Origin of the sequence: Siminovitchia terrae, assembly GCF_003605405.2 — a bacterium.
GTDB classification, from domain to species: domain Bacteria; phylum Bacillota; class Bacilli; order Bacillales; family Bacillaceae_C; genus Siminovitchia; species Siminovitchia terrae.
On the sequence record NZ_QYTW02000011.1, the window covers coordinates 92,580 to 119,496 of the forward strand.

Genomic DNA, 26,917 nt, shown 5'->3' on the forward strand with positions numbered 1-26,917 from the left:
CATAAAAATAAGGAAGGCTGAAGCCTTCCGCTACTATTTTTGAGTCACCAGTCCCTCGTCCAGCTCTTCCAACAACTCTCCGATTTTACGGCCATGAATCGTTTCATCTGCATAAATGTCCAGGTCCGTTGGTTCCATGTTAACGATGGCAAGGTAGGCTCCGTTCTGCTTGGCTATCAAAGGAAACTGGTTGGCCGGTGTTACAGTCAGCGATGAACCTAAAACGATAAAGAGATCAGCCTTCTTACTTTCTTCAGTAGCCCTCAGCAGGGCATTTTCAGGCAGCATTTCTCCAAAAAGTACGACAGATGGGCGTAGTTTGCCTCCGCAATCGCATTGATATTGTTTATTTACATACTTGTCGCTATCGTATTCTTTCCCGCACGAATGGCAATGAACTTTTTGCAAAGTTCCATGAAGCTCGGCCACATTCTTGCTACCTGCTTCAGTATGAAAGCCATCAACGTTTTGCGTAATGACACTTTTAATGATTCCTGTTTTTTCCCATTTAGCTAAAATGTCATGTCCGGCATGCGGTTTACATTCCTGCAGCCCCAAGACGCGATGACGGTAAAACTCAAAAAATTTCTCGATATTGCGGTTCAGCGCATCCGTGCTTGCGATCCGGCTTGGATCCTCTTTTTCCCAAAGACCGTCGGAAGATCGAAAATCAGGAAGTCCACTCTCAGTTGACATACCTGCACCTGTCAGCACAACGGTATAAGTAGATTCTTTCAATTTCTCAAGCAGCACCGTTTCAGCACTCCTTTCCGTTCTCATACAAGTATAGCACGGAAGATGAGGGGATGAATTGGATTGATATGAGAAACAGCTACTTGTGATTCATCATTGAAGCAAACACTTATATAAGGCTTCAAATTTGAATCAAATGAGCGATAAACTCATTTACTCGATTCATTATTGAATCAAGGAAAGCGTATATCCTACACATCATCCCAATACCAGGGAGACAGCTAAAACTCTCGGGATATCACAGCCACCACCCAACAGCGGTTTTTAAGTGCTGCGGGCCCGGCTGTTTCATTATCTGGAAAAGAATCCCTTAGTTGACTTGAGGATTGGATAGTATTCCTTTTTCTTGGACAGTATTTCATTTTTTTGGACAGTATCTCGGCCAAACTGGATTGTATTGCTTTTTTCCGGATAGTATTCCTCTTACCTGAGACAGTATCTTCTCAAAGTGGACAGCGTTTCTTTTCCGCACAACAAGTATAGTATTTCTCACCTTATATTTTTTTCTAACCAAAAAAGGCACAAACCTCAGCCTGTGCCCTTCATTCTTAAACTTCTTTCGTTGGTGTCGGTTCCGCATATCCTTCTTTGTATTTCTCATCAATCTCTTTTCGGATTTCTTTTATGGATTTGCCATTTTTATAGTCGCTGATTGATTGGGCAGCAATTTCAAGGCAGACGATGCATTTGGTTCCATGGTCATCCCAAACAATGCGGTCGTCATCCTTATTATCGTGTATGAAGCAGTCATAGTTATCCTTGTGTCCAACAGATTCTCCGCATCCGCAATAACATGGCATTTTTTCCAATAGTTCTTTATTGAGTGCAGCCGCCTGGTAAACGATTTGCATGTCTTCAGGCTTGCCTTCGAGAAATTCCGGCAATTCCTGTGGGCCGCTTGTCTCTTCCCGAATATCACCGTGCTGCATTTCCTGCCCCTCGCTCACATGTTGGTCATCTGCGTGTTCCTTCTCTGTACTTGAACATGCTGCCAGCACCATATTTATCATGATCAAAGCTACAATGAACAGCTTCTTCATCCTGTATGACTTCCTCTCATGGTTATTTATACAAAAAGTGTACTTTTTTAAAACAAGAATTTCAACATGATGCCGCTCCTTTTTCTAACAGGTCAGTGAACTTATGTCCTATAAAACTGCGTATATTTTTGAATTATGGTAAAATAAATTTGGCGAACGGGAGGTATTTATGTATGCTGATCGGCCTGGGGGTTATGATTGTTTCATTTATCTTAGTAGGAGTATTGGCGATATGGGGGGTTAAATATACTCGAAGGCATATCCATGAGGACAGAAAAAAGAAGTTTGCAGCAGCAAAATATCTTCTTCTGCTGGGGATAGTGGTAGCTGTCGGTTATATTATTTTTGCGAAGAAATTTTCCCATAATATTGATTTGGTTATGTCTTGGATTTTGCTTGCTTCGGGCTGTTTTTTCGCGTCAGGATTGGCATTTTTCATAGGGTATTATCACGAAAAAGAGAACTCAAAGTAAAATAAAGAAAGTAGGATTGCCTTATGGAGATCAGGCACATACGCCTGGAGGATGCAGAGCAATTTTCCACTTTAATTGCCAGCGTCGACTCCTCTAATATGATGTTATTTGAACCTGGTGAAAGAAAAACCAGTAAAGAGCAGGAAGAGCAAAATATTGAGAAGATCCTTCTTCAGGGCAATTCCACTATCATTGTCGCAGAAGACAATGAGCGTCTGATTGGATTTGTAACGATACTTGGAGGGGAGTCTTCTCGAAGTCAGCATGCCGCGCGCATTTCTGTTGGAGTAACTGAGGAATTCCGAGGTAAGGGTGTGGCAACGCGCTTGTTGAAAGAAGCATTCCGTTGGTCGAAAGAAGTGGGACTATCTCGGCTTGGAGTAACGGTAATGAAACACAATGAAAGAGCTTTTAGTCTGTATTTAAAAATGGGATTCGAGGTGGAAGGTGAAAAGTTCCAGTCATTGATGATCAATGGCAAACCGATTGATGAATTTTACTTATATAAATTGTTGTAAATTTCGGGATTTAGACCATTTCACTAGAACAATTTATGCTAGGGCGACACCATTTCGATCCGGCCCCGCTCTTATCCTCTCATCCACCACCAGAACAAAAGCGTAATCACCTGTTCATCGACGTACAGACTGAGCTGAAATGTGAAGACGGCGTTTAGGGGCGACAAGCGCTGGCCGCCGAATGTCGCCACGTCCTGTGACGTCGGCGGCACTAGGACATCCTGTCCGTCGGAGATCAATCCAGTAAAGTCGTTCTTTGACTTCATTGGATTGATCGAAGCGACCTCGAGCCCCTACCGTCTGCAATTAGACAATAGTGACTCCAACGAGATAAAGAAACACGAAGTGCGAGAGTAACCTGATTATCGGCTCAAAGCTAGACGAGCGCTGAAGAAGGTGTAGGCTAGTTGATAGGCGCTGGAGCTGGACGATGCACAATTTGATAAACAAGTTATACACAAACATAGAATTTTATAATTCCTATACCACGAAAAAGCAGCCGGAAATCGGACAACGGCTGCTTAGACTTTATCTTCCGGACGAATATCATGAATAGGAACAAACACTTCCAAATGGCGGTATAAGTTGTAAAACTCTGCTGGAAGCAGCCCTCCGTATTCCCCGTCAATGTTCAATTGGACTTTTTCTTTCGATTTGACTTTTATATGATTCGCTTTTGAATAAATCACATTCGGATCATCTATATGTTCCCCTCTTAATGCGAGTGAAGCCACACGGATGAACTCCGCCAGATTAGTCTTTTTCAAGATCAGTAATGAGAAAAGGCCATCATTGATGGAGGCATCCGGTGCAAGTTTTTCGAAGCCCCCAACCGAGTTGGTCAGCGCAATAAGGAACAGCATGATTTCCCCTTCGAAAAGTTTGCCGTCGTATTCGATGGTTACATCCGTCGAGCGGATGGACGGCAGCATTTCAATCCCTTTTAAATAATAGGCAAGCTGTCCCAGGACGGTTTTCATTTTCGCCGGTACTTCGTATGTAAGCTCGGTCAGCTTTCCGCCACCGGCAATATTGATAAAATAATGATCATTCATTCGCCCGATATCCATCGGTATCGTATCACCCGCTGTGATAACATCGACAGCGGCATCAATATCCCGTGGAATATGCAAGGCTCGGGCAAAGTCGTTCGTCGTTCCTGTTGGAATAATGCCCAGCTTCGGACGGTATTCCTGCTCCGCCAGGCCATTAACCACTTCATTGATCGTTCCATCGCCGCCTGAACAGATGACGACATCATATTTTCTTTCCACAGCCGTACGAGCGGCAGCTGTCGCATCACCAGCACCCGTTGTAGCATGGCATGATGCTTCATATCCTGCTTTCTCTAGCTTTTGTAAAACATCAGCAATACGCCGCTTAAAGATTTCACGGCCGGCTGTCGGGTTATAGATAATACGTGCTCTTTTCAATTCACATCATCCTTCGAACTCTATATACCGAAGCGTTGATCTAGATGCTTCCACTAAATAATCATACCTTTTTATCACTTTTTAGTCTACCTCTACCATATTAGCATGATTAATCGTGATAGTATTTGTCCCTTTTCCGAAAGAGATGTGTCCAGATTTTATGCCCTCTGCATTTATATCTTTGATATTTTTCCATTCGCCTTCCAGTTCATATACTTTGTTCGCTTCAATCTTCATATCCGCCTTTTCGCCCGACTCGATTTTTACCCAGCCTGAGGTATTAATCTCCCAATCATTTTTCAATCCCCTAGGTTTAAACGTTAGGTTTCTCTCACTCCCTTTGAACTCAACCTCCTTGTCTGCAGGTATGAGCAAAGTTGCGTCTGCATCACTGTAATGATCTATAAACCTCTGACGAGGTAATTCCTTCAGTTTAATAAAAAGCGTATCTCCTTTTTTCTCTGCCAGCACATACTCCGAAGCGTTTTTGATCAATTTTTCACCATTGATGGCCTCGTCTTGATAGGTTCCAAATAAAGAAACAGCCTTTTCCTCAGTACTTTCAACGGTTAGAGGAAAGGTTCCCGTATCAACGACAATCCGATCAATTCCATTTAATGAGGCTTCTTCATACTTCGGAAGATCGGCAGTCTGGACTTCAGCTCTCACCACATTACCTGCCAATTCCAAAAGGCCGCTCGCACTCAGCATCGCCATTGCCAGCCCGCAGGTTCCAAGGGCTGCTATGAAAATAATGCTGATAAAATCATATTGTATTGCTACCTTCTCTTTTTGGGAGCGGGCCAAGTACACAATAATCTCAACACCAAGAACAATGAAAATGAACGGCCACCAAGAAAGAAGGGCTACCGCCGGGTCCCCCCATTTGAAAACCTGTGACAGCAACAGGAAGATGCCGAGCAATAAAAGGGCCGCCCCCATTGAAAAAGAACCGACTCTCCATGTTCTCATTTTGATTCACCTTCCCTGCTATACTTTGTTTTTCTACCTGACAAAAGCTTGATGCCCCCGCCTATTAGGATAAGGCAGATGATTGCAGGCTTAACATATGACTGAATCCAGAAATAAAGATTGATACCATATTTTTCGTCCAAGATCGGATCTATCATCGGAAAGATGACACTCGCTCCGATATAATACAAACCCAATACGATCAGCCCGATGCCAAGCCATTTTTGATGATTGACTAAATAAGACACAATCGGTTCATCCTCCACTTCCCCGCTTTCATATTGCGAGGCTTTCTGCAGTCCGTCAAAAAAGCTGTAAAACCAAATGATCGGGACGATGAAGAGAAAAATCCCCAGCCTCAGCACATCGAGAATATAGATGGCGAACAAGAACGCCGCCATTAACTGGATCCCGCGTTTTTGAAGACCAAGGTACAAATGCCCTGCGCCAGGCACGATTGAAAGCAATGTAGCAATTGACTTGCTCTTTCTGCCATCAGGCCGTTTGCTTTCCAGTTCTTCAAGTACTGACCGGTCTTGCAAAACTTCCCCTTTTGACTTGCGGTCCAGCAGCTGCATGACATCGAAAAATCCGTAGATCCAAATAATTGGCAACGAAGCTAAGAAAATGAGAAACTCCGACTGTCCTGTCATCATGGTGACAAAAAGAATCATAACACCAAGCCCCAAAAACACAGCTAGCAACGTGATTCCCCGATAGACAAGGCCTAACTGAAAGTGCCCAAGCCCCGGAACAAAGGATAGAACAATAGTGAAAAAGCGTTCAGAATCTGGATTTTTTTCAATTACTGCTCCTTCATCCATCGGCTCAGTGCGATTATACAGCTTCGAAGCTGTCACCACTGTATCAATAAAGTTGACGATATACATGAGTAGCCCGCCTAGAGCAAAGACAAGAAAAAACTGAGAACCTGTGACAGCTACAGCTACTACCGCCAAAGCAGGTATGCCAAAAACAACCGCTGTATAGAATAACCCTCGCAATACTTTTCCAAGATACATCAATCCTCCGCCGGGAAAAAAGGCGAGAAGAAAAGCTATGATAGGATTTTTATTCATGCTTGTTTCCCTCCCTAAGATTGTCATCAATTTTTTCTGTAATGGACTCTGTTTTATTTAACCAGTCATTTATAACTGACTGTTCTTGTTCAGCAGCTGTATTTTCGAAAGTGCTGATAGTCGACGTCAATTGTGAGAAGATACCTGTTGACATAAGAACAAGTGTCATTGCTGCAGCTATCGTGTAATGGACCAAAGTCTGCCTTCGCAAGTTTTTCCTCGGCTTCACTTTGTTCTGCGTTTTTTCTTGTACACAGCCAATTTCTTTCATGATGGAATCTGTAAATCCTGTCGGATTAGTCAGCACCGGCATCTGTGATTCAGCTTCTTCTACAGCTTTCAAGTAAAGCTCCAAACAGTGATCACAGCTGTAAAGATGGTTTTCATATTGAGAGCGAGTTTCTTCATTAAGAGAATCAGTCGCATATAACATCCATTTTTCATAATTGATATGGTTCATGAAAAATCATCCTCCTTCCAGTGCTTCTTCATCCATTGTCTTGCCCGATAGAGCCTCACTTCGACCGTCTTCACTTTCACATCCAGCTCTTGTGCCAATTCCTCGTAGGTTTGCTCCTTTATGTAGAATCCTTCGACGACCCCTCTGTAATTTTCCGGAAGTTCGTCAAGCCGCTTCCTTAGAAGGTTTTGCCGCTCCCTTTTCAAAACAAGGAATTCGACACTTTCGCCGGGCGGCGCATGACTCGTCTCTTCATACTCAACATTCATCTCTTCCTGCCGTCGAACCTTTTTTCTCTTTATATCAATGGCATGATTAACTGCAATTCTTGTGATCCATGTTTTAAAACCTTGCTTCTCATATTGGGGGAGAGAAGTATAGATTTTCATGAACACTTCCTGCGCAGCGTCCTCGGCATCTTTTTCATTGCGCAGGACACCGTACACTGAGTGAAAAATGTAATTGCGGTATTTCTCCACAATCAATCGGAATGCATGGTCATTTCCGCTCTTGATTTTTTCAATGAGCACATCATCCAAAACTTCTCTCCCCCCTTTCATGCGTCACCCTTATAGACGCCGGCTGGTGGTATGGTCACTACACTATTTATAAAATTTTTTTTGAGAACGTCCTATTTTGATCCGAGTTCGTGGATTTGATCATAATACCCATGTATTTTCAGGTCAAAATCTATATTTCAATTAGAACTCAACCCTCCTATTTTACCATTTAAGGAAACTTTTCATAGTGCAAGCCGTAGAGATAAAGAAGGAAATCAGTGGGATTTAACTTCATTCAGCAGAAGTTTCCCACTTCTGTAAGTGGTAATATGAATGCATATTGGTATTCCATTCAGCGGGGTTCAAACCCCGGGCTGAATAAAGTCAAAGCCTCCGACGGATGCCACAGATTTTCAGAGGAAATTTATCGAGCGGAGCTCGATAAAATCTGGGCGTAAACACGCCAAGGCGCATTTGATTCGTCTTAAAAAATAAAGGAAGTTGATTTGAGAGTCCTTGAGGTTTTAAAAAATAGAATGAAAAAGATGGAGAGAAGGAGTTTCAAGTCTGGTTCAACAGCCTGAATTAGTGTCTCCTAGAGCGTTACAAGATAATAGAAAGTCGCCCAGTTTAAAAAAGAGTACGGCTTGTCTCGGCAGGATCAGACGAAAGATTTACAATTTTTCAGTGAAAAATCAAGAAAGTCCCAGTTGGTCATCAGATAGCGATTATCTGAAACCAATAGGGACTTGTTGGATTAAAAAATTAAGCCGCTTTTCTGGATTTTCTTTTACTTCGTGACCAGATGACAACCGGAACCAGCAGCAGGGACAAGAGCCCGCCTGCAAGTGATAATACAGCATAACTAAAATAGGCCGCAATGATGCCGGATAACGCTCCGCCAGCAGCTCCTGCAAGAGCGATGAAGACGTCGATGGCACCTTGGGTTTTTGCCCGGGTAGACAGATTAGTTGAATCGACTATGAGAGCTGTCCCGCTGATCAATCCAAAATTCCAGCCAAGTCCAAGCAAAGCGAGTGCGATGATAAGCATTAGCATCGATTCGCCAGACGTCAATCCAGATACCAAACCTGCTGCCAACAAGGTGGCACCTGCTGCGGCAGCCATGGTCATTCGCCCGATTTTATCCACCAGTATCCCTGTAACAAGTGATGGCAGGTACATGGCACCGATATGGATTCCAATCACAATCCCTACATCTCTCAATCCGTGGCCGTGATGTTCCATATGTACCGGAGTCATCGTCATGATAGCAACCATAACGATTTGAGTAAGGATCATCACTGTAGCTCCGATGACAATTCCGCGCCTGTCGGATGTAACTTCCTCTTTATTGAAAGAATGCGTTTCTTTCTTGGCCGACGCATCCGCTATCGCTTTTGCAACTACTAGAGGATCAGGACGAAGCATAGTAATTAGAACAAGCCCAGCAAGCAGATACGCTGCCGCAGCCAATATGAAGGGCCCTGCCAAAGGAGGAATGCCGATTCCCTCCGCGAACCTGCCCATCACACCTACAAGATTAGGGCCCGCTACTGCACCAAATGTGGTTGAAACCATCGCGATACTGACAGCAGTAGCTCTTTGGGTCGCATTAGCCATATCCGTCCCAGCGTAGCGTGCCTGAAGATTGGTGGCCGTTCCTGCTCCATAGATAAACAATGAAACAAAAAGCAGGAAAACATTATTCATAACTGCGGCAGCCACTACTCCAATTGCACCAATGCCTCCCGTTATGAATCCTGCTCCCAGTCCGAAACGCCGGCCAAATCTCTGAGAGAGCCGTCCCACAATCAGGGCTGCCGCAGCAGAACCAAGTGTGAACAATGCAACAGGAACTCCTGCAAAACTGTCTGTTCCCAGCATATCGCGTGCAATCAGCGCTCCCACCGTTATACCGGCAGCAAGTCCTGCACCACCAAAAATCTGGGAAAGCATGACAATTACGAGAGTCCGCTTATAAAGCTCCTGCTGCTTTGACGGGGACTTCATATACTTTTGCAGCCAAGCTGGCTGATCATTTTTTTCAGACATTCAACTACCGCCTTTCAAAGTCATCATGTCAATAAATTGTATTATATAAGATCAAAAATTATTTTATTTAAGATTTATAGAAAGGAGAAATATATATGGGTTATTATAACATTGCCATAGTTCTTCAAATTTTACTATTTTTTTATTTTGAAGTGACAACTTTGCTCAACCTTTTTCCCTGGAATGATCTATCAAAATATATCCGTAAGGAGACATTCACGGAAGCCATCACCAATGGTTTATTCATCCTTCTTTGTATCGGACTGTTTGCAACAAAAATCAAATGGCTCATGGCTATTTCGGTTATTTTTTACCTTGTCTTCCTTGTAATGCAGATTCTTACCTGGTGGATGCCCTATTGTACCGGGATTCATTTAAAGCAGTTTCCCAAATCTCTTTACGAATCCCATTTCAAAGACACAATCAAATGGCTGCCACCTATAAAAGACCATATCATTCCCGACGCCCAGCACAATGTACTTCAGCTCCTATCTATGATTACGCTAATTGTAAGCTCTATTTCCCTATTTATGTAAAAAAGGAGTTGCTCGAAATGAAAATAAAAAATCATGTAATCGGCTTTTCTTTAGGCTATTTCGCATGCATGCTAATCATCTACTTAGTCACAGGTTATTTTTCCTGGAGTTTTGTGCTTGGTTCTTTGGCAGGCATCGTCCTATTTGCAGTATTAATGAAATTATTGAAAAAATGAGAGTGTACGGCTGCTCCACATAAAGGAACAGCCGTTTATTTTTCTAGCCCCTGCTATATTCTACCTACTTCAATTTTCGCCAGGTTAGATTCCTCAATTTGATCCACCTCCATGTGGACTTGATCACCATATCAAATGCGCCTTGGCGTATTTGCGCCCAGATTTTATCGAGCTCCGCTCGATAAATTTCCTCTGAAAATCTGTGGCATCCGCCGGAGGTTTTGACTTTATTCAGCCGGGGTTTGAACCCCCACTGAATGGAATACCAATACGCATTCATCTCACCACTTACAGAAGTGGGAGATTTCTGCTGAATGAAGTTAAAATGGAAGTTTCATATTCCCCGTTCTCAAGGTCATCACCCTCAACCTAGTGAAATCCTCATTGTTTCTAATAAGATAGTCGGTAAAGTGCAGCCCCTCCGAACATTTATGCATAAAAACGACAATTATATTTTCAAAGTTCTCCTCCACCATTAACTCTTCTCTATTTTGTTCAAAAAACCTTTATATCTATTTGTAGTGTTTTCTGTGTTCGGCTCGTCTAATAGATTAGAGCAATTAGTTAAAGGTGGGAGAAATCGTGATTGTTGTTAAAAATGTAAGTCATGCTTTCGAGGTTGGAAAGAGAGGACATAAACACAAGATACCTGTTCTCAAGGACGTTTCCCTTACAGTTAAGGAAGGTGAGATGGTCACCATCGTTGGAAGAAGTGGTTCAGGCAAGTCAACTCTATTAAATATAATCAGCGGATTCCTCAAGCCGACTCAAGGAGAGGTATGGATTGCCGGAGAAAAAGTCAGTGATCTGAATGAAACGAAATTTGCAGATTTCCGATTAGAGCATCTTGGATTTATTTTTCAAAACTTTCAACTCATCCCTAGTATGACAGCTTTCCAAAACGTTGAGCTTCCACTCGTTTTAAAAGGAATGAACGAGCAGAAGCGTAAACTAAAAACAGATGAAACACTACAAAGAGTAGGTTTGCTGGAATACAAAAATCATTATCCAAATGAGCTGTCAGGCGGACAACAGCAGCGTGTCAGCATTGCGAGGGCTCTTGCCGTTAATCCTCCTCTTATTCTTGCAGATGAGCCGACCGGCAGCCTTGACAGCGAAACAGAGGAGCAACTTCTTCAATTCATCAAAGAATTGAATGAAGAGGGCATCACTTTTTTAATTATTACGCATGATGATAAGGTTGCAGAAATCGGGCACCGGGCGATTGAAATTGCCGATGGGAAAATATTGGAGGCGGTGTTGGTATGACGCTCAAAGATCAGATCAAGTTTGTCAGACAAAATATGAAAAAGAACAAGTCCCGGATTTTTATGACGATGTTGGCAACAGCCATTGGCTGTGCATTCCTAATTGTGCTTGCCTCAATTGGCTTTGGTCTTCACAAATCAATCATCCAGGAGTTGATGGAAGATCGGCTTGTGACTGAAATAGAAGTTCATGCCCAAATCGATGATAAAGAGAACTATAAAGCAATCAATGATCGGCATATCGAATATTTTGAGGCATTAGATGATGTCAAGGCAGTCACTAGGAGACAGATGCTTCAGCAGACTCCCATATATGAATTGGGAGAATACAGTATTCAAGCTAACACTTTTTCCGCTTTTTTCCCTGCAGAAGTTAAAGCAGGATTTGAGTTGTCTGAAGGCCGCCTCCCTGAGAAATCAGATGAAATTATTGTTGGTTATTCCTTCCTAAATGAGTTGGCAAAAAAAGTTGAGGATGACGTCAACCCATATAACGATGACGGAACGGTTAAAGAGAAATATGCCTTTAAAGAAAGCTTAATCGGAAAAACTGTCAGTATGGAAGTGAAGGATAGAAAGGATTCCACAACTACGATTCCGCTTACCATTGTAGGGATTGCTAAAAAACCTGCAAAAGATTGGCTGACTAATTCTGATGTATTTATTTCGGATTCCGTTTTAAAGGACATTGAGGCTTTTACTGGGACTCGTGGAGGCTCATTAGACGTGGAAGAGAAAGAAATAAAAGCTGAGGAGGAAAAAACTTACGATCAGGTGAATATTTATACCAACAGTGTTCAAGATGTGGAAGGCATTATCGAAAAACTGGACATGGACAGATACGCGACATTTTCAATCGTCAACGAAATGAAACAAGTGAATATGATCTTTACCATCATGAAAATCGGATTGATATTAGTAGGTACAATCGCTCTGATTATTGCTTCAATTGGTATTTATAACACGATGACAATGGCGGTCACGGAACGAGCGCCTGATATTGGCATCATGAAGGCAATCGGCGCCAACCCTAGTACCATCAAAAAGATATTTCTGTTGGAAAGCAGCTACATCGGATTGATCGGTGCATTGGTTGGAACGGTGGTTGCCTATGGAGTGAGCTTCGCAGTCAATTTCTCATTGCCGATAGTCGTTGAAAGTATGTTTAACGAGGCGCCGCCTGAGAATTTACTATTTTCATATATCCCATGGACCCTTGCACTCATCAGCATTGCCATCTGTTTGATCATCACTATATTTTCCGGATGGAGGCCTGCTCAGCGAGCTACACGAATTGATGTCTTGCAAGCAATGCGAAGGGAAATATAAGTTTATTAAAATGAACGAAGCACTCACCGTAAACATCGGGAGTGCTTCGATATATCGAACATTCGGTTACATTTTTTTATAGACCGGGATATCATAAACAAGTGTATATGAATTGACCAACATATATAAATTGTGGATTTGTGTAATTTGTTTTACCGCCCATCCGATATCCGTTGCATATTGGTGGGTGGCTTTCCCTGTATTGCTTGCTGCTGCTGGATTCCATCTCATTTTATAGAGAGTGTTTTGTCCGGCATTGATATAGTTTTGACCAATAAATTGAGCTCCTCCAATAATGGCGGCCTCAGGAGTGAACCATCCTGCATTGTAGGCAAACTCTGCTCCCTTTTGTACCGCTACCCCATCGTAAGCACCGATGCCGTACATATTGTAAACTGTTTTGCCGTTAATCTTTACGCCTTTGGCCAATTGTGAAGCCCCATTACCCGTCTCAAGCAAAGCATGGGAAATCAGGTACATTTCGTTGACACCATGAATTTTACCCGCTTCTATGAATGAAGCAGCTTTTCCGGCTAAAATACCTTTTCCGGAAAGGATTTTCTCATTTATTTCGGCTGCTTGGGCATTCGCTGTTTTTGATAGATTAATAAACTGAAGCGATTTTACAGGATCATTGATGAAATTGTTTGGATCAAGATAATATTTTACATCTTCCGGCTTAGCTGTTACCCATCCGGTTTTATATTGCACCTGATACCAAGTATATCCATCTTTTCCTTTTTGGGAAGATATAATGTTTAAAGTGCTTCCTGCACTGACTTTTCCGAGGGAATTAAAATCAGCCCCGGCTCCACTTCGGACGTTCCAAGTACCGCTTAAAACAGTTCCTGACTTAGCACCAGAGTTTAGCTTTAATGCATCTTCTCTTATGTAAGTTGGATACTGCTTATCTGTCTGTGGATTTGCAGCCATTTGAATTTTAACCATTTCATCCAAAGTAAGATTGTAATTGGAGTAATCGGTTGTTTTGGAGCCATTGTCCAAATCTCCCGGTGGATTAGTAGCCGCCGATAAATATTGAAGGCTCACATAACCCGTTTTGCCGTTCGCTGTAATCTTGGCCCAGCCGCCGCCAGCGTCTGAATGATAAGTTACCTTGGTGCCGTTTGCCAATTTAGCAATTATATTTGCTGTTGTTGAAGGAGCAGATCGCATGTTTAAATTAGATCCGGAATTAACTGTCACATATCTAATTTGATCAGTTGAGCCTGGCAATCCTTCATCCGGTTTATTAACGGGCTTTTTATCTGAGAGGAACTTGGATTGAACATACCCAGTAGAACCGTAGGCCTTGACTTTGGCCCAGCCGTTTTCTTCAGATAGTACTTGAACAGCTACTCCTGAAGCAATTTGAATGACGATAGACGAATTGGTTGATGCGCTCTTATACATACTTGCTCCAGATACAGAAGAACTATTGATGTATTTAGTTTTTGGTTCGGCAGTCTCAGTGTTTCCATTGGTCTTGGCTAAAAATTGACTGCTTACATAACCTGTTTTCCCATTTACTTTTACCTTCGCCCAACCATTTGCTTCAGATTGAACTTCAACTGCAGTTCCACGTGTAAGTCGATCAACCACACTGGCACTCGCAGAAGCCTGACTTCGCAAATATAAGATTGAACCAGCATTTACATTCACATATTTAATCGTTTTGTTAATAGGCCTTTCGACTGGAGAAACCTCAGTTGGGGCCTTTGCTGTCAAATACTCACTGCTTACATAGCCTGTCTTTCCATTCACTGTTATCTTCGCCCAACCGCCAGATTCTGATTGGACCGATACTTTCGCTCCAGCAGACAATTTTGCGATAATGCTTCCGCTCGTCGACGCTTTGCTCCGTACATTCAGCGATGAACCGGATTTGACATTTACATATTTAGTGACCGTTTTATTTTGCGTGGAAGGAGGCTTCGTAACAGATGGAGCACTCGTAGATAAATATTGGCTGCTTACATAGCCTGTCTTTCCATTCACTGTTACTTTCGCCCAACCACCAGATTCTGATTGAACCGATACTTTGGACCCAGAAGACAATTTAGCTATGATGCTTCCGCTCGTTGACGCTTTGCTCCGCACATTTAATGATGAACCAGATTGAACGTTCACATATTTTGTTACGGTCTTGGATGACGTTGGCGGCACTTTATTGGACGTTGGCTTACTAGATGCTGGTGCACTCGCAGATAAATACGTGCTGCTTACATAGCCTGTCTTTCCATTCACTGTTACCTTCGCCCAACCACCAGATTCCGATTGAACCGATACTTTTGACCCGGAGGACAATTTAGCTATGATACTTCCGCTCGTTGACGCTTTGCTTCGTACATTTAATGACGAACCAGATTGAACGTTCACATACTTTGTGACAGTCTTGGATGATGTTGACGGCACTTTATTAGCTGAGGGCTTGCTGGATGCAGGTGCACTCGTAGATAAATACGTGCTGCTTACATAACCTGTTTTTCCATTCACTGTTACCTTCGCCCAACCATTTGCTTCAGATTGAACCGACACTTTTGACCCAGAGGACAATTTAGCTATGATGCTTCCGCTCGTTGACGCTTTGCTCCGTACATTTAATGATGAACCAGATTGAACGTTCACATATTTTGTGACAGTCTTGGATGACGTTGGCGGCACTTTATTGGCCGTTGGCTTACTAGATACAGGTGCACTCGCAGATAAATACGTGCTGCTTACATAACCTGTTTTTCCATTCACTGTTACCTTCGCCCAACCGCCAGATTCTGATTGAACCGATACTTTTGACCCGGAGGACAATTTAGCTATAATGCTTCCGCTCGTTGACGCTTTGCTCCGCACATTTAATGACGAACCAGATTGAACGTTCACATACTTTGTAACGGCCTTGGATGATGTTGACGGCACTTTATTAGCTGAAGGCTTGCTGGTTGCAGGTGCACTCGCAGATAAATACGTGCTGCTTACATAACCTGTTTTTCCATTCACTGTTACCTTCGCCCAACCGCCAGATTCTGATTGAACCGATACTTTGGACCCGGAGGACAATTTAGCTATGATACTTCCGCTCGTTGACGCTTTGCTTCGTACATTTAATGACGAACCAGATTGAACGTTCACATACTTTGTAACGGCCTTGGATGATGTTGACGACACTTTATTAGCTGAAGGCTTGCTGGTTGCAGGTGCACTCGCAGATAAATACGCACTGCTTACATAACCCGTCTTTCCATTAACTGTTACCTTCGCCCAACCGCCGGATTCTGATTGAACCGATACTTTGGACCCAGAAGACAATTTCGCGATAATGCTTCCGCTTGTTGAGGCGTTGCTCCGCACATTTAATGATGAGCCGGATTGAACGTTCACATATTTTGTAACAGCTTTTTTCGTTGATGGAGCAGCTACCGTTGATGGAGCAGCTACCGTTGATGGGGCAGCTACCCTTGATGGAGCGGCTGCCATTGGCGTCGCTGCTTGTTTATTATTGGCTTTTGGCTGATTGACGGGAATACTGGCTGACAAGTATTGGGTACTTACATAGCCTGTCTTTCCATTAACAACAATCTTAGCCCAGCCGTTAGATTCTGATTGAACGGATACTTTCGTTCCTCGCTCCAATTGGGCAATTACATTCCCGCTTGTTGAAGCGCTGCTTCGCATGTTCAGTGAAGAACCTGAATTTACACTTATGTATTTTGTCACTTCTTTAGCTGGTGTTGCTGCTGGTGTTGCTGCTGGTGTTGCTGCTGGTGCAGGAGCAAGTGCTGGTTCTACTGGTGCAGGTGCTTCTGCCTGCTTTGTAGCCGATTGGCTTTTTGAGGCGCCGGACGTCAAAAATTGTGCACTAACATATCCTGTCTTCCCATTGATTGTTATTTTTGCCCAGCCGCCAGATTCTGATTGAACGGATACCTTCGTTCCATTTGGCAATTTGGCAATCACACTGCTGCTCGGTGACGAACTACTCCGAACGTTAAGTACTGAACCTTTGTCTACGGAAACATATTTCGTTTCTAATTGGGCTTTTATGGCCGGAGGTTCAGCAGCCAGTACAGCCTCTTCAAAGGCTATTGTCGATAATGCTGCAAAACACAAACCGGGAATGACGAGCTTTCTTTTCACACTATCACTTCCTTTAGATCGAAAAAGATATACTGTTATTCTACCATAATTCGGTTTGGCTGGAATAAATATGCATTTATTAATCTATTTTTGTGTAACTATATCTATTTATCGGTAACTTCGACAAAACTTGAAGCCCTAAAATAAATTTACGCCTCTCTTTTTTAAAAAATCCAGTGCCGGCTCTATTGAATTTCTATCAATTTGATAGACTTCATGGATAAGGTTGATCCATTTTTCCTGTTCATTGATCTGCAGCTCACTTATGTTGCGGTAGGTCATCACCTTCATCGTGCGGTTTCTAAGAAAAAAGCACTGATGTCCATTAAAACGGACAGCTGTTATTCTTCTCATCGTGATGTTTTCTTCTGAATCAACATAAGACTCATCTATATCATGCGATATTTGTTCCTCCGAAAGGGGCTCCCATTTGATCAACTTTTTCACGAAGGATTTTCCGTTTGAGCGCCGGTCTATTTCATATTCGCCAAATCTTATTTTTGTAAAAATAATTTCTTCGCCAAAGCCATGCAGAACATGGTGAGGTTTTGCCTCAAGTTCGACAGGCTTCGTAATAGGAGACCCGTAGCCTACATCCACATATAAGCGCTTACCGTTGATTCTAACCATAATTGCCAAGTGTGATGGCTGCACCCTGACCAGGGAACAATCAAAGCCAAGTTCAGAGAGCAAGCGTGCGAAATTCATATTTAAGGTAAAACAGGTTCCCCCCCACCCTCTCTCTGTTAAATTTTTTACAAAATCGGGCAGTGAAGGAACCAGCTCAGGTCCATTTAAATAATAGTGAAACTTGCTGAAAGTTTCATAAGGAACCAGCGAGAGATGGTGCTGAATTAGTCTTTGTAAATAATTGATGCTTGGTAACTCCTCTTCCAATCGTAAATGCTGTAAATATTGACGGACAGCCGTTTTCATATCTTGGCACCTCCTCATTGGTTTCAAAGAGCTAAGTCAATTTCTCCTTTCATTCTATAAAAAAACTCCTTGATGAATCAATAACAGTATTCTTTGCATTTTGAATCATCTCTTGACCTAAATAAGATCTGGTTCGAAAAAATATGAATTCCAGGAAGTATGGATTCGTAATAAAAAAGACAGTTTAATCAGCACAAGCTGCATTAAACTGTCTTTCATTTTAAGCTTATCTTTTTTCAATTTCCTGAGCAAGCAATTTGTTAACAAGCGGCGGGTTGGCCTGTCCTTTTGTAGCTTTCATCACCTGACCAACCAAGAAGCCCAGCGCACGCCCCTTTCCGCTCTTGAAGTCTTCAACGGACTGCTCGTTAGCATCGAGTACTTCAGCAATGATTTTCAAAAGTGCTCCTTCGTCGGAAATTTGGACAAGTCCTTTTTCCTTGACGATTGTTTCAGGATCTCCGCCTTTTTCAATCAATTCACTGAATACTTTTTTGGCGATTTTCGAAGAGATTGTGCCGTTTTCGATCAGCTTGATTAAGCCGGCCAATCCTTCAGGAGTCAACTCAACGTCTTGGAGTTCTTTCTGCTCCGCGTTCAAATAGGCGGATACTTCTCCCATGAGCCAGTTGGATGCCTGCTTCGGATCAGCACCTTGAGCGATCGCTGCTTCAAAGAAATCGGACATTTCTTTTGTGAGCGTAAGTACCATCGCATCGTATTCCGGAAGTCCAAGTTCTCCGACATAGCGCTGTTTTCTCGCATCTGGAAGTTCAGGAATTTCCGCGCGGACTCTTGCTTTCCACTCATCGTCGATGATGAGGTTGACAAGGTCCGGCTCAGGGAAATAGCGATAATCATCCGCTGTTTCCTTGACACGCATCAGGATTGTTTTCCCTGTTGCTTCGTCGTATCGGCGTGTTTCTTGTAAAATTTCTCCGCCTGAAAGGAGTACTTCTTCCTGACGTTTTTCTTCGTATTCCAGTCCTCTTTTTACGAAGTTAAAAGAGTTCAGGTTTTTCAATTCTGTTTTTGTACCGAATTCTTCCTGTCCAACTGGACGCAAAGAGATGTTCGCGTCACAACGGAGGGAGCCTTCTTCCATTTTACAATCCGATACGCCTGTGAATTGGACAATGGCTTTCAATTTTTCCAAGTAAGCATAAGCCTCTTCCGGAGAACGCATATCCGCTTCAGATACGATTTCGATGAGCGGAGTTCCCGCACGGTTTAAGTCCACCAAAGAATAGCCTTTTCCTGTATGCGTAAGCTTCCCTGCATCTTCCTCCATATGGACGCGATTGATGCGGATTTTTTTCTTCTCGCCGTTCACTTCGACTTCAATCCATCCGTTCTTTCCTATTGGATTGTCCTGCTGAGAAATTTGATATGCCTTTGGGTTATCTGGGTAAAAATAGTTCTTTCTGTCAAAATCGGTTTCAGTCGCAATTTCACAGTTCAAAGCCATGGCTGCTTTCATTGCATATTCGACCGCACGTTTATTCAATACCGGCAATACTCCCGGATAAGCAAGGTCAATCACTGTTACGTTCGCATTCGGTTCAGCCCCGAAATGGTTCGGTGCCGGTGAAAATATTTTTGAATCTGTTTTTAGTTCTACGTGTACTTCAAGTCCGATAACCGTTTCAAAGTTCATTTTTTTCACCCCTTACAGTTGTGGTTTCTGTTCATGATAGTTTGTTGCCTGTTCGAATGCATGAGCCACGCGATAAATGGTCTCTTCGTCAAAGTAATTTCCGATGATTTGAAGACCAAGCGGCAATCCGTTACTATAACCGCACGGAACAGAAATCGCTGGAAGTCCGGCAAGGTTGACAGGGATTGTCAATAAATCGCCCGCATACATCGTCATAATGTCGTCGATCATTTCGCCCATCCTATAGGCAGGAGTCGGAGTTGTCGGTCCGATGACAACATCATATTTGGAAAGGACGTTGTCAAAGTCCTGCTTGATTAGAGCTCGTGCCTGTTGGGCTTTTTTATAATAGGCATCATAATAGCCAGCACTTAGAGCAAACGTTCCTAGCATGATGCGGCGTTTTACTTCGTCACCGAAACCTTCGGAACGGGTCTTTTTATACAAGTCCATAAGGTTTTTCGGATTCTCAGTTCTGTATCCGTAGCGGACACCGTCAAAACGGGCAAGGTTGGACGATGCTTCGGAAGACGTTACGATATAATAAGATGCCAATCCATAATCAGAATATGGAAGGGATACCTCTTCCCAAGTCGCGCCAAGGCCTTCCAAGACTTTTAATGCGGCAAGGACAGCTTCTTTGGATTCCTTGCTCACACCTTCTCCAATATATTCTTTTGGAACGGCGATTTTTAACCCACGAACATCGCCTGTGAGGCTGTTCACATAGTTTGGAATCTCACGCTTGATGGATGTGGAATCGCGATCATCGTGGCCGGAAATTGCCTCTAACACAGCCGCGTTGTCTTCAACTGTACGTGTAATCGGACCAACTTGGTCAAAAGAAGATGCAAATGCTACGACTCCGGAGCGGGACACTCTTCCATACGTAGGTTTCAATCCAACTACACCGCAAAAAGCTGCCGGCTGTCTAATGGAGCCGCCTGTGTCAGTTCCAAGGGAAAACATGACTTCTCCAGCCGCCACTGCCGCAGCAGAGCCTCCAGAAGAACCTCCCGGAACATAATCCAGATTCCAAGGATTGTATGTAGGATGAAAGAAGGATGTTTCCGTTGTCGAACCCATTGCAAACTCGTCCATATTCGTTTTTCCGATCGTAACCGTACCTTTTGAATTCAACTTCTCCATAACGGTTGCGTTATAAATAGGATCGAAGTTTTCGAGCATTTTGCTCGCACAGGTTGTGACCAGTTTTTTCGTTACAATATTATCTTTGATACCTGAAGGTATCCCGAAAAGAGCTTGGTTGGATGAATCTGTTCCAATCTGCTCGTCCAGTTTTTTCGCTTGCGCGCGTGCATTTTCTTCGTCAACTGTAATAAATGCTTTTACTTTGTCTTCCACCTCGTTGATCCGTGCAAGAGACTGATCGACAAGGTCAGAAACCGTAACTTCTTTTTTATGTAAAAGTTCATTTACTTCGGATATCTTACGGTCTAACAATGACATGTGGTTTCCTCCCTATTCCAAAATCTGCGGAACTTTGATTAGTCTGCCTTCGCATTCCGGTACATTTTTCATCGTTTCTTCAATTGGAAGTCCTTCAACCGTCTCATCATCCCGCATGACGTTCTCTTGGATGAAAACATGTGACATCGGTTTGACATTCGTAGCATCCAATTGATCCAGCTTCTCAACCATATTGATCATGTCATCAAGCTGGCTAGTAAACAATTCGGCCTCTTCTTCATTAATTTCCAAGCGGGCTAAATCCGCGATATGATACACTTGCTCTTTGGTAATTCTTGACATCTATTTACACCTCCATTTATATTTCGAACCAATCGCAATACTATTGATAATATCAGAAAAAGCCAGCGCCAGGCAAGAGATACAACGTGTTGGCGCTGCATTTGATCATGCTTTTTCTACTCTTGTAAAAATCATTAGTCCATTGCTTAACATCTTGACTGTTCCATCCCTAATTGTGCGAATTTCAGGATTATCGTGCGAAAAACGATTTTATCGTGCGAAATCGGCGTTTATTGTGCGAACTCTGCTAAGCAGCCGCCTTCCGCTTTTCTTTTGTCCAGCTGCAGCGCTCAGCGACTAGCAGACTTCCTTCTCCTTCCTACGATAAGTCAACATCGGCAAGCCTTTGGCTTGCCGTGTTTCCTTTATCTCGTCAGGAGGCGTCCAGTCTGTACGTCGCTTAACGAGCGCTTCCGCTTTTCTAGTAAATATGCACAAACGGCTTCTCCTCGCCGGCGTTTCTGACTATAAGCGCTTCAGCCCCGTTTACTGAGTTGATCTCCACTTCGACATTTAGATAATCCGGGAAGTGGTCGATAATTAATGATGTAGCCCACTGTGTGAATCCAACGACCTCAGCTTCACCGAACATTTGGACCGGGATTTCAATTTTCATGTCTACGAGCTGACCGTCCTTATAAAAGCCCCGTCCGATGACACCATTGTAATTCGGAAAATATTCTTCAATGTCATCTTTAAATCTCATATAAAAAGTCAAGTCATCGCGATGATTTTTTTCTGCTTCTTCAGATGGGAAGAGGACATACTTCTCATCGATCTTTTTCCAATCCCCCAACGAATCGCCCTTATCTGATACGGCATATGTGAAGAAGTTTCCAGGAACGACGTCATTTTTTCCTTTTTGTTCAAACAAAGCGATGACGATTGGGACATCTCCCATTCCCTTCATGCCCCTCATCCGTGTCAGCACTTCATCAGCCATCTTTTTCCCTTCGGCTTCGAGCTTGTCGTGAGAAATTTTTTGTTCAAATGTTGCCCCGTACTTCTCTTTTTGGTAATAGTGAACAGAGTTAAGGGCAAGCCCTACAACGACCCCGCTCAATTTTACTGACTTTTCATTTTTGATTAAATAATTATGCTCCAAAACATGAGCTAGGTAAATCGGATTTTTTTCATTCTGTTCCTCAACAGACCCTTTCCCGTCGTTCAACGGATTCAAGCCCACATTCTGTTCTTCCTTGAGGCCTCTTTCCTTCAGCTGCTCCTTCGTGAATTTTCGGTTCAGCCACAGTCCAACCGTTTCTTTATCCAGATGCTGCCCTTCTTGGAATACGTATTTATCCGGTGAGAATTGTCCCGTCGCTACTCGCATCAATCCCGTCTCAAACTCATTGATATCGTATCGTGAATTGAGATTTGAAACGACCATCCCCCTTGCTTTGCTCGGCTCAAAAGGAATAAGTGAACGATAGGAATCAGGAAGCTGGTAATTCGGAATGATGGATGTTCCTTTTTGATCATCCTTCTTTTTGACAACTTCCTTTTCATCTTTAAACCCAGGTGCACACCCTGTTATTAAAACTGCTCCCAACAGCAGAGAAAACCATTTTTTCATTCATTCTTCCACCTTTAATCATTGAGTTCTTCCAGAAGCTTTTCCTCATCCCAAATGTCTATATTCAGTTCTTGCGCTTTTTTCAGCTTCGAGCCGGCATCTTCTCCCGCGATGACCAAGTCCGTCTTTTTACTGACGCTTCCTGTCACATGTCCACCAAGTGCCTCTATTCTTTCCTTGGCTTCATTTCTCGTCAGCTTCTCAAGCTTGCCTGTTAAAACAACTATTTTGTCACTAAAAACTGAATCGGATTCCGCTGTTGTCGAAGTTCTTGGTCCCTTATATCTCATATTGACACCAGCAGATTTCAATTCAGACACTAGCTCCTCTACTTCTTCACTTTCAAAATAAGTGGCGATAGCATCAGACATCTTTTCTCCAACCTCAGGGATTGTCACAAGTTCCTCGCGAGTCGTAGCAATTAGGTTGTCCATCGTTTCATAGTGTTCAGCCAAAACCTTTGCCGCACGTTCCCCGACATGACGGATTCCCAATCCAAACAACAGCTTTTCAAGAGAATTAGCTTTGGAATTTTCAATCGCCTCCAGCAAATTATTGACAGATTTTTCTCCCATTCTCTCCAACTCAAGCAGTTGCTCTTTTTGCAGGAAGTATATATCAGCCGGATCTCTAATCAATTCATGCTCAAACAATTGGCCAATCACCTTTTCCCCAAGACCATCGATATTCATCGCGTTTCGCGACACGAAGTGGATTAGCCCCTCTCTTCGCTGCGCAGGACATTTTGGGTTAATGCAGCGAAGTGCCACTTCTCCTTCTAACCGGACCAGGTCGCTGTCGCAAGCTGAACATTGTGTCGGCATGTGAAAAATTGTCTCTTCTCCTGTTCTTCTTTCTGTCAGGACATTGACAACCTCCGGAATAATGTCACCGGCTTTTTTAACAATAACCCAGTCCCCAAGCATAATATCCTTTTCACGGATTAAATCTTCATTATGCAATGAAGCGCGCTGAACAGTCGTTCCTGCCACTTGGACAGGCTCTAATATGGCAGTTGGCGTGATGACACCTGTCCTTCCGACACTCAGCTCAATTTTTATCAATCTTGTTACCACTTCTTCGGCAGGGAATTTGTAGGCAATTGCCCAGCGAGGTGATTTAGCAGTTGAACCAAGACGAGCCTGCTGCTCTAAAGAATCGACCTTTATAACGATGCCGTCAATGTCATAGTCCAAGTCCGGACGCTTTTCTGTCCAAGACTCTACATATTCAATCACATCGTCAATCGTTTGGCACTTTCTCCATTCTTTGTTGACCTTCAAGCCGAGCCTAGACAAGTATTCTAGTGCACTGCTGTGTGTATCGACACCAAGGGATCCGTAATTCCCAATTCCATAAAGGAAAATATCGAGATGGCGGGAGGCAGCAATCCTTGGGTCAAGCTGACGTAAAGAGCCCGCTGCTGCATTCCTCGGGTTGGCAAACAGCATTTCGTCTTTCTTTTCCTTTTCTTTGTTCAGGCGCTCAAACGATTTTCTCGGCATGTATGCTTCACCGCGTACTTCAAAGGTCAACTCCTCTTTCAGGCGGAGCGGGATAGAACGAATTGTTTTCAAATTGGCAGTAATATTTTCTCCAACTGTTCCATCTCCCCTGGTTGATCCTAATATAAAGAGTCCATCTTCATATTGAAGTGAGACGGCAAGTCCATCGATTTTCAACTCACATACATAGGAAAAATCGTCTCCGATCGCTTGCCGGATACGGCGGTCAAAATCCCGAAGATCAGCTTCACCAAAAGCATTAGCAAGGCTGAGCATCGGGGTTCTGTGTTCCACCTTTTGAAAAGCGGAAAGAGCTTCACCGCCAACTCGCTGTGTCGGTGACTCAGGTGTTACCAACTCTGGAAATTCGCTTTCAATCACGGTTAGCTCACGCATCAGCCGGTCGTATTCAGCATCCGGAACAGATGGATTATCCAAAACATGGTATTCATAGTTATATTGATTAATTAAATTGTATAGTTCTTTTACCCGATTTTGGGCAGTCCCACGGTCCATGTCAACACCCCTTTCTCAACTGCATTACACTTTCTTGATGGGGGCGAATTCGGCAAGCAGACGCTTGATCCCTACAGGGCTTGGAAAAGCTATATCGAGCTCGACGCTTCCGCCATCTTTTTTTATACTGACAACTGTTCCAGTGCCCCATTTTTTATGCTCCGCACGGTCTCCCACTTTCCATTCTGCTTGGTCTGTCTCGGAAGCAGCAGGACGGATAACCGGCTTTGCAGATTTGGGCTGGCTTTCTCGGAAACCAAAAGAAGTAGCCATCCGCGGCTTAGCTCCTACTTCTTCTACCAGTTCATCAGGAATTTCGTCAATGAAACGGGAGACTGGATTGACATTTGTACGTCCATAAAGAGTTCGCATATACGCGTTCGTCAGATACAGCTCCTCTTCTGCCCTTGTGATTCCGACATAGGCGAGACGGCGTTCCTCTTCCATCTCCTCTTCGTCCATTAAAGAACGGCTATGAGGGAAAATTCCTTCCTCCATACCGATTAGAAAGACGACCGGGAACTCCAGTCCTTTCGCAGAGTGCAATGTCATAAGCGTCACAGCATCATTGGCTTCTTCTGTGTCGTCCAGTTGGTCAATATCAGCTACGAGCGCCAAGTCGGTTAAAAACGCGACCAGGCTTTTATCATCACTACCATCTTCAAAGCTTTTTGTTACAGATAAAAATTCCTCGATATTTTCAAGCCGGCTTTCAGCTTCAAGTGTCTTCTCGGCCTTGAGCATCTCTTTATATCCGGATTTCTCAATGACCTCTTCCACAATCTCTGTCACAGAAAGGTATTCTTGCATTTGTGCAAAGTTATTCATCAATTCGTGGAAAGCGGCTGATGCATTGGCGATCCTCGGACTGACGCCAATAAAATCAATCACATTCAATGCGTCAAACATGGAGATATCTTGCCCAGCTGCATATGCCGCAATCTTATCAATAGAAGTAGCTCCAATTCCTCGCTTTGGTACATTGATGATCCGTTGAAGGCTGATATCATCATCAGGGTTAGCAATCAGCCGCAAATAGGCAAGCAAGTCCTTAATTTCTTTTCTATCATAGAATTTTGTACCGCCCACTATGTTGTATTGGATATTTGATTTCATTAACACTTCTTCCATTACACGAGATTGAGCGTTCGTCCTATATAGAATCGCAATGTCGGATCTGTCTCTTTTTCCGCCTTCAGTCAGTTCTTTTATTTTTCCAGCAACAAACTGAGCTTCAGTTTTTTCTCCATCCGCACGATAATACATGATACTATCGCCATCATCATTGTCAGTCCAAAGGTTCTTGGGCTTGCGGTTCAAGTTATTTGTAATGACTTCATTTGCAGCTTCAAGAATCTTTTTCGTTGATCGGTAGTTTTGTTCAAGTAAAATGACTTTCGCATTTGGATAGTCTTTTTCAAAAGATAGGATATTGGCGATATCCGCCCCTCGCCACCTGTAAATCGACTGATCGGAATCCCCGACAACACAAAGATTTTCAAATCGTTCCGCCAGCAGCTTCACAAGCATATATTGTGCACGGTTTGTATCCTGGTACTCATCCACATGGATGTAGTGGAATTTTCTTTGATAGTATTCCAGCACCTCTGGTATTCTTTCGAACAGCTGGATTGTTACCATAATCAGATCATCAAAATCTAAAGAGTGGTTTCTCCGAAGACGCCGTTGATACTCAGTGTAAACGTCACTTACAATTTTATCGTAATAGCCTGCAGCTTCCTTTTCGTAATCCTCCGGCGTAATCAACTCGTTTTTCGCATTGCTGATAGACCCCAGAATCGCTCGTGGATCGAATTTCTTTGGATCAATATTCTTATCCTTTAAAACACCTTTGATGACTGAAAGCTGATCGGTCGTATCCAGGATGGAAAAATTACGATTATATCCGAGGCGGTCAATATCTCGCCGCAACATCCTCACGCACATGGAGTGGAAAGTCGATATCCATACATCCTGAGCACCCGTCCCGATAATTTTTCCAATCCGTTCCTTCATCTCTCTTGCAGCCTTATTTGTAAAGGTAATGGCAAGGATATTATAAGGGTTTACCCCTTTTTCCAACATCAAATAAGCTACGCGGTGAGTCAATACTCTCGTCTTCCCGCTTCCCGCGCCGGCCATAATCAACAAAGGCCCGTCCGTCGCTTTAACTGCTTCTTTCTGCTCCTTATTCAACCCTTCAAGCAGATTTCCGGCTAAAAATTGCACAT

Annotated in this window: 24 protein-coding genes; 7 read left to right on the plus strand and 17 right to left on the minus strand. The window is 43.2% G+C overall.

Features of this window, described 5'->3' with window-relative positions:
- Positions 1-33 precede the first annotated feature (33 nt).
- Together D5F11_RS12520 and D5F11_RS12525 are read right to left on the minus strand one after the other, a co-directional pair.
- Positions 34-753 (minus strand): NAD-dependent protein deacylase, encoded by a 720-nt coding sequence (locus D5F11_RS12520; RefSeq protein WP_185830669.1) that lies wholly within the window; start codon positions 751-753, stop codon positions 34-36.
- 548 nt (positions 754-1,301) lie between these two features.
- Complete coding sequence (locus tag D5F11_RS12525; RefSeq protein WP_120116648.1) at positions 1,302-1,793, minus strand: PCYCGC motif-containing (lipo)protein; 492 nt, start codon at positions 1,791-1,793, stop codon at positions 1,302-1,304.
- A 173-nt stretch (positions 1,794-1,966) separates the two neighbouring features.
- On the opposite strand from D5F11_RS12525, the gene D5F11_RS12530 reads away from it, so the two are divergent.
- The gene (locus tag D5F11_RS12530) at positions 1,967-2,266 is read left to right on the plus strand and encodes a hypothetical protein (RefSeq protein ID WP_120116646.1); all 300 of its coding nucleotides are present in this window, start codon (positions 1,967-1,969) and stop codon (positions 2,264-2,266) included.
- Between the two features lie 23 nt (positions 2,267-2,289).
- Positions 2,290-2,784 (plus strand): GNAT family N-acetyltransferase, encoded by a 495-nt coding sequence (locus D5F11_RS12535; protein WP_120116645.1) that lies wholly within the window; start codon positions 2,290-2,292, stop codon positions 2,782-2,784.
- Positions 2,785-3,305: 521 nt separating this feature from the next.
- Here the strand turns inward: D5F11_RS12535 and D5F11_RS12540 are convergent.
- The 5 genes from D5F11_RS12540 to D5F11_RS12560 all read right to left on the minus strand — a co-directional run bounded on the left by D5F11_RS12540 (position 3,306) and on the right by D5F11_RS12560 (position 7,267).
- Complete coding sequence (locus tag D5F11_RS12540) at positions 3,306-4,217, minus strand: diacylglycerol kinase (RefSeq protein ID WP_120116644.1); 912 nt, start codon at positions 4,215-4,217, stop codon at positions 3,306-3,308.
- 81 nt (positions 4,218-4,298) lie between these two features.
- The gene (locus D5F11_RS12545) at positions 4,299-5,189 is read right to left on the minus strand and encodes a hypothetical protein (protein ID WP_120116642.1); all 891 of its coding nucleotides are present in this window, start codon (positions 5,187-5,189) and stop codon (positions 4,299-4,301) included.
- Positions 5,186-6,268 (minus strand): hypothetical protein, encoded by a 1,083-nt coding sequence (locus D5F11_RS12550; RefSeq protein WP_120116640.1) that lies wholly within the window; start codon positions 6,266-6,268, stop codon positions 5,186-5,188. Before D5F11_RS12550 ends, D5F11_RS12545 begins: the two co-directional genes overlap by 4 nt.
- Positions 6,261-6,728 (minus strand): anti-sigma factor, encoded by a 468-nt coding sequence (locus D5F11_RS12555; protein WP_120116638.1) that lies wholly within the window; start codon positions 6,726-6,728, stop codon positions 6,261-6,263. Before D5F11_RS12555 ends, D5F11_RS12550 begins: the two co-directional genes overlap by 8 nt.
- Positions 6,725-7,267 (minus strand): RNA polymerase sigma factor, encoded by a 543-nt coding sequence (locus D5F11_RS12560; RefSeq protein WP_120116637.1) that lies wholly within the window; start codon positions 7,265-7,267, stop codon positions 6,725-6,727. Before D5F11_RS12560 ends, D5F11_RS12555 begins: the two co-directional genes overlap by 4 nt.
- Before the next feature lie 239 nt (positions 7,268-7,506).
- On the opposite strand from D5F11_RS12560, the gene D5F11_RS25700 reads away from it, so the two are divergent.
- Entirely contained in the window at positions 7,507-7,686 is a 180-nt protein-coding gene (locus D5F11_RS25700) for a hypothetical protein (RefSeq protein WP_120116635.1), read from the plus strand.
- 307 nt (positions 7,687-7,993) lie between these two features.
- Here the strand turns inward: D5F11_RS25700 and D5F11_RS12565 are convergent, their stop codons facing one another.
- Complete coding sequence (locus D5F11_RS12565; protein WP_120116633.1) at positions 7,994-9,283, minus strand: MFS transporter; 1,290 nt, start codon at positions 9,281-9,283, stop codon at positions 7,994-7,996.
- A 95-nt stretch (positions 9,284-9,378) separates the two neighbouring features.
- Between D5F11_RS12565 and D5F11_RS12570 the strand changes: the two genes are divergently transcribed.
- Positions 9,379-9,819: a hypothetical protein gene (locus D5F11_RS12570; RefSeq protein ID WP_120116631.1), complete on the plus strand. Its 441-nt coding sequence runs from the start codon at positions 9,379-9,381 to the stop codon at positions 9,817-9,819.
- Between the two features lie 17 nt (positions 9,820-9,836).
- A complete protein-coding gene (locus D5F11_RS26435; protein WP_185830671.1) occupies positions 9,837-9,995 on the plus strand; it encodes a hypothetical protein in 159 nt (52 codons plus the stop codon).
- Between the two features lie 64 nt (positions 9,996-10,059).
- On the opposite strand, the gene D5F11_RS12575 is transcribed toward D5F11_RS26435, so the two are convergent.
- Positions 10,060-10,275, minus strand: a complete 216-nt coding sequence (locus D5F11_RS12575; protein ID WP_120116629.1) for a hypothetical protein — start codon at positions 10,273-10,275, stop codon at positions 10,060-10,062.
- A 302-nt stretch (positions 10,276-10,577) separates the two neighbouring features.
- Between D5F11_RS12575 and D5F11_RS12580 the strand changes: the two genes are divergently transcribed.
- On the plus strand, positions 10,578-11,264 hold the full coding sequence (locus D5F11_RS12580) for an ABC transporter ATP-binding protein (protein ID WP_120116626.1): 687 nt from the start codon (positions 10,578-10,580) through the stop codon (positions 11,262-11,264).
- On the plus strand, positions 11,261-12,592 hold the full coding sequence (locus D5F11_RS12585) for an ABC transporter permease (protein ID WP_120116624.1): 1,332 nt from the start codon (positions 11,261-11,263) through the stop codon (positions 12,590-12,592). The genes D5F11_RS12580 and D5F11_RS12585 overlap by 4 nt, the downstream gene beginning before the upstream one ends.
- 66 nt (positions 12,593-12,658) lie before the next feature.
- Here the strand turns inward: D5F11_RS12585 and D5F11_RS12590 are convergent, their stop codons facing one another.
- The 8 genes from D5F11_RS12590 to pcrA form a co-directional block, all read right to left on the minus strand.
- Positions 12,659-16,723 carry an SH3 domain-containing protein gene (locus D5F11_RS12590; protein ID WP_126646573.1) on the minus strand — a complete coding sequence of 1,355 codons (4,065 nt, stop codon included), beginning with the start codon at positions 16,721-16,723 and terminating at the stop codon, positions 12,659-12,661.
- 138 nt (positions 16,724-16,861) lie between these two features.
- Positions 16,862-17,659 (minus strand): arylamine N-acetyltransferase, encoded by a 798-nt coding sequence (locus D5F11_RS12595; RefSeq protein ID WP_120116619.1) that lies wholly within the window; start codon positions 17,657-17,659, stop codon positions 16,862-16,864.
- A 226-nt stretch (positions 17,660-17,885) separates the two neighbouring features.
- Entirely contained in the window at positions 17,886-19,316 is a 1,431-nt protein-coding gene (gene gatB, locus D5F11_RS12600) for an Asp-tRNA(Asn)/Glu-tRNA(Gln) amidotransferase subunit GatB (protein ID WP_120116617.1), read from the minus strand.
- A gap of 12 nt (positions 19,317-19,328) precedes the next feature.
- Positions 19,329-20,786, minus strand: coding sequence for an Asp-tRNA(Asn)/Glu-tRNA(Gln) amidotransferase subunit GatA (gene gatA / locus D5F11_RS12605; protein ID WP_120116615.1), 1,458 nt, complete (start codon positions 20,784-20,786; stop codon positions 19,329-19,331).
- 12 nt (positions 20,787-20,798) lie between these two features.
- Positions 20,799-21,089: an Asp-tRNA(Asn)/Glu-tRNA(Gln) amidotransferase subunit GatC gene (gene gatC / locus D5F11_RS12610; RefSeq protein WP_120116612.1), complete on the minus strand. Its 291-nt coding sequence runs from the start codon at positions 21,087-21,089 to the stop codon at positions 20,799-20,801.
- 421 nt (positions 21,090-21,510) lie between these two features.
- Entirely contained in the window at positions 21,511-22,665 is a 1,155-nt protein-coding gene (locus tag D5F11_RS12615) for a CamS family sex pheromone protein (RefSeq protein ID WP_120116610.1), read from the minus strand.
- 14 nt (positions 22,666-22,679) lie between these two features.
- Positions 22,680-24,686, minus strand: a complete 2,007-nt coding sequence (gene ligA, locus D5F11_RS12620) for an NAD-dependent DNA ligase LigA (RefSeq protein ID WP_120116608.1) — start codon at positions 24,684-24,686, stop codon at positions 22,680-22,682.
- A gap of 24 nt (positions 24,687-24,710) precedes the next feature.
- Positions 24,711-26,915 (minus strand): DNA helicase PcrA, encoded by a 2,205-nt coding sequence (gene pcrA / locus D5F11_RS12625; RefSeq protein WP_120116606.1) that lies wholly within the window; start codon positions 26,913-26,915, stop codon positions 24,711-24,713.
- Positions 26,916-26,917 lie beyond the last annotated feature (2 nt).

Coding starts and splice junctions, on each gene's coding strand:
- D5F11_RS12525 (WP_120116648.1), bottom strand. CDS start 1,793: ATGAAGAAGCTGTTCATTGTAGCTTTGATCATGATAAATATGGTGCTG.
- D5F11_RS12530 (WP_120116646.1), top strand. CDS start 1,967: ATGCTGATCGGCCTGGGGGTTATGATTGTTTCATTTATCTTAGTAGGA.
- D5F11_RS12535 (WP_120116645.1), top strand. CDS start 2,290: ATGGAGATCAGGCACATACGCCTGGAGGATGCAGAGCAATTTTCCACT.
- D5F11_RS12545 (WP_120116642.1), bottom strand. CDS start 5,189: ATGAGAACATGGAGAGTCGGTTCTTTTTCAATGGGGGCGGCCCTTTTA.
- D5F11_RS12550 (WP_120116640.1), bottom strand. CDS start 6,268: ATGAATAAAAATCCTATCATAGCTTTTCTTCTCGCCTTTTTTCCCGGC.
- D5F11_RS12555 (WP_120116638.1), bottom strand. CDS start 6,728: ATGAACCATATCAATTATGAAAAATGGATGTTATATGCGACTGATTCT.
- D5F11_RS12565 (WP_120116633.1), bottom strand. CDS start 9,283: ATGTCTGAAAAAAATGATCAGCCAGCTTGGCTGCAAAAGTATATGAAG.
- D5F11_RS12570 (WP_120116631.1), top strand. CDS start 9,379: ATGGGTTATTATAACATTGCCATAGTTCTTCAAATTTTACTATTTTTT.
- D5F11_RS26435 (WP_185830671.1), top strand. CDS start 9,837: ATGAAAATAAAAAATCATGTAATCGGCTTTTCTTTAGGCTATTTCGCA.
- D5F11_RS12575 (WP_120116629.1), bottom strand. CDS start 10,275: ATGAATGCGTATTGGTATTCCATTCAGTGGGGGTTCAAACCCCGGCTG.
- D5F11_RS12585 (WP_120116624.1), top strand. CDS start 11,261: ATGACGCTCAAAGATCAGATCAAGTTTGTCAGACAAAATATGAAAAAG.
- D5F11_RS12595 (WP_120116619.1), bottom strand. CDS start 17,659: ATGAAAACGGCTGTCCGTCAATATTTACAGCATTTACGATTGGAAGAG.
- gatB (WP_120116617.1), bottom strand. CDS start 19,316: ATGAACTTTGAAACGGTTATCGGACTTGAAGTACACGTAGAACTAAAA.
- gatA (WP_120116615.1), bottom strand. CDS start 20,786: ATGTCATTGTTAGACCGTAAGATATCCGAAGTAAATGAACTTTTACAT.
- gatC (WP_120116612.1), bottom strand. CDS start 21,089: ATGTCAAGAATTACCAAAGAGCAAGTGTATCATATCGCGGATTTAGCC.
- D5F11_RS12615 (WP_120116610.1), bottom strand. CDS start 22,665: ATGAAAAAATGGTTTTCTCTGCTGTTGGGAGCAGTTTTAATAACAGGG.
- ligA (WP_120116608.1), bottom strand. CDS start 24,686: ATGGACCGTGGGACTGCCCAAAATCGGGTAAAAGAACTATACAATTTA.